This window comes from Luteibacter sp. KNZ12-1A (assembly GCF_056755675.1).
In genome coordinates this window covers 1-2775 of record NZ_JBPGXU010000183.1, presented here as the reverse complement: position 1 = coordinate 2775, position 2775 = coordinate 1, and the positions used below count along the sequence as shown (strand labels likewise).

Below are 2775 nucleotides of genomic sequence, written 5' to 3'. Positions count from 1 at the left end.
ACACGGCCGCGCAGCGGCATCCCTTCCCAAGGGACGGCGACTACCGTCGCGCCGAGGGTGGCGCCCGGCAGCTCCCCTCGCCACGCACACGGCGAGCGCGAGGGCGAAGCAGAGCCCACGCGCCGCAAAAACAAAAAACCGCCCCCCGGAGAGGACGGTTTCCATGTGTGGTGCCCGAGGTCGGACTCGAACCGACAAGCCTTGCGGCGGAGGATTTTGAGTCCTCTGCGTCTACCAATTCCACCACTCGGGCATGAGCGCGATTATGCGGGAATCAGTGGACGCGGTCGAGGCCCAACTGGCGTTCGTCGCGCAGGTACCAGTCGTCGCCCTGGGGGTTGAACACGGCGCACTGGGTCATGCGGCCCGAGTAGATGTGCAGGCTGACGGCCACCGAATCCTCGCTGGGATTGCGGATGGTGTGGTACTCGTGCGGGGGGATCAAGCTGCCGGCGGAGCCGGGGCCGGCCTGGATCGAGCCGACGGGGCGGAAGTGGTAGCGCTGGGCGTCGTGGTCGAGCAGTTCGTACTGGACGATCTCCAGCGCCCCGTTCCAGACGCCCTCCACGCACCACATGCCGCTATGGTCGTGGATCAGGGTGCCCTGGCCGGGCCCCCAGGTCATGGCGACCACGCTGTAGCCGTGTTCCTCGCTGCGGTAGAGCTCGCGGCGCGCGTAGTGGTCGCCGGCGGTCTCGAACACGCACGGGGGGAGCTGCACCTCCTGCGAGCGGATCAGCCGGCACAGCGCGTTGCGCAGGGTGTCGGTGATCGCCGGGGTGCTCGGCTGGGCGACCGAGGCGTCGATGGCCTCGATGAGCTTGCGGCTGCCCGGGAAGTCGACCGTGATCATGGGGTGGAACCTCTGGATGCGATGGCGTGGGGACGCCGGTCGCCACCGATCATAGCAGGGAGCGGAGGAAGCCCCCAATCGCCCGGCTGTAGTTCTCGATGTCCACCAGGAAGGCGTCGTGGCCCTGTGGCGAGTCCAGCGCCACGAACTCCACCTGCGCCCCGGCGGCCTCCAGGCCCTTGGCGATGGTTTCCTGCTGCTCCAGGGGAAACAGGATGTCCGTGCTCACCCCGATGACCAGGGCGCGGTCGACGTGGATCCGGGCCAGTCCGCGCATCACGTCGCCCTCGCCGTACTCGGCCACGTCGAACCAGTCGCTGGCGCGCGAGAGATAGAGGTAACTGTTCGGGTCGAACTGGCGGTTGAAGCGCCGCGCATGGCCTTCCAGGTACGACTCCACCTGGAATTCGAAGCCGAACGGCTCGTTGTCGTCGCGTTGTTCCGGATCGAGGCGGATGCGGGCGAAACGGCCGTTCCATTCCATGGCCGAGCGGTAGGTGATGACACCGAGCTTGCGCGCGATGCTCATGCCGTGTTCCGGCCACTCGTCCCCGTCGTAGCGACCTTCGTTCCAGTGCGGATCGAGGCGGATCGCTTCACGCTGCAAGGAGCGGATGGCGATGGCGAAAGGCTGCGCCTGCGGCGCTGTGTCGACGCTGATGTGCGTTCGCGTGGCGCCCGGATGCAGCAGCATGTAGGCCAGCGCGCTCATGCCGCCCATGGAACAACCCACCAGGCAGGCCAGTTGAGCGATACCGAGCCCCGTCACCGCTTCGTACGCGGCGTTGGCGACATCTTCGAGCGACAACTCGGGGAAGGTCAGCCGGTACGGTTCGCCGGTGGCCGGATCGATGGAAGCGGCACAGGTGGAACCCTTGTCGCTGCCGAGCGAATTCACGCAGATGACGAAATAGCGATCCGTATCGAACGCGCGTCCCGGGCCGATCATGTCCTCCCACCAGCCGGGGCTGGGGTCCTCGGCGTTGGCCGCCGCGTGCGCGCTGGGCGACAGGCCGGTGAGGATCAGGATGGCGTTGTCACGCCCGGCCGCGAGCGTGCCCCAGGTCTCGAACGCCACGCGCGCGCCGTGCAGCTCGCCGCCGCGCTTCATGCGGAATGGCGAGGACAGCGTGTGGTAGCGGCGGGCGTCGCCCATGGGGTGTTCCTTCACGGGGTGTGCCCTTCGCCGGCGCGCTTGTCCGCAAGGGCGATCTGCTGGGCCACGGCGTGAGCCACGTTGGAATCCGGGTCGAGCAGCGGTTGCAGCTTACGCCAGGAGGCCGCGGCGTCGGTGTAGCGCTCTTGCTGGAATTGCGCGATGCCGAGCAGCCACAAGGCCCGCTGGCTCTGCGGCTCGATGGCCAGCGCACCGGTGAGCAGGTCCATGGCGCGGCCCTCGATGCGGTGGTCCGGCCTCACCAGCGAGTCGGCCTCGGCCCAGCCGACCATCGCGGCGACATTCTTCGGATCGGCTTTCAAGGCGCGGTCGTAGGCGTCGCGCGCATCCGGCGCTTGCTTGAGCATGCTGTAGGTCTGGCCGAGGAGAACCCATCCCTGGGCATCGTCGGGATGCTCCTTGAGGCGTGCCAGCAGGCTGTCGATGGCTTCGCCGACGGTCATTTCCTTCGGCGGCTCGACGCCACCGAGGGTCGACGGCGTGCCGACGAGCATGTAGATGCCGGCGCTGCCCAGGGGCAGGAGCACGGCGATCGCCACCACCCATGCGAACACGCCGCGCGGGCGGCCATGCAGGCGGCCCTGGCGAACGAGCGGAACGAGCAGCAGGGCGAGCGCGAGGGCGAGCATCGCCGCCGCGACGAGATAGAACGCGAGTGTCACCAGTCGTCCTCGGTGTCGTTGGCCGGCGTGCCGACGGTGGGGTTCTGTCGTGCGCGACGGCGCACCTGCACCGCGACGCCGGC

Annotated in this window: 3 protein-coding genes and 1 tRNA gene; all 4 read right to left on the bottom strand. The window is 68.4% G+C overall.

Features of this window, described 5'->3' with window-relative positions:
- Positions 1-168: 168 nt before the first annotated feature.
- Positions 169-253: transfer RNA gene (locus ACR9ZJ_RS19190), tRNA-Leu, on the bottom strand.
- Positions 254-274: 21 nt separating this feature from the next.
- On the bottom strand, positions 275-853 hold the full coding sequence (locus ACR9ZJ_RS19185; RefSeq protein WP_481280110.1) for a cysteine dioxygenase family protein: 579 nt from the start codon (positions 851-853) through the stop codon (positions 275-277).
- A 49-nt stretch (positions 854-902) separates the two neighbouring features.
- Positions 903-2009: a homoserine O-acetyltransferase MetX gene (gene metX, locus ACR9ZJ_RS19180; protein ID WP_481288668.1), complete on the bottom strand. Its 1107-nt coding sequence runs from the start codon at positions 2007-2009 to the stop codon at positions 903-905.
- An 11-nt stretch (positions 2010-2020) separates the two neighbouring features.
- Positions 2021-2692, bottom strand: a complete 672-nt coding sequence (locus ACR9ZJ_RS19175; protein ID WP_481288667.1) for a tetratricopeptide repeat protein — start codon at positions 2690-2692, stop codon at positions 2021-2023.
- Positions 2693-2775 lie beyond the last annotated feature (83 nt).

Coding starts and splice junctions, on each gene's coding strand:
- ACR9ZJ_RS19185 (WP_481280110.1), bottom strand. CDS start 853: ATGATCACGGTCGACTTCCCGGGCAGCCGCAAGCTCATCGAGGCCATC.
- metX (WP_481288668.1), bottom strand. CDS start 2,009: ATGGGCGACGCCCGCCGCTACCACACGCTGTCCTCGCCATTCCGCATG.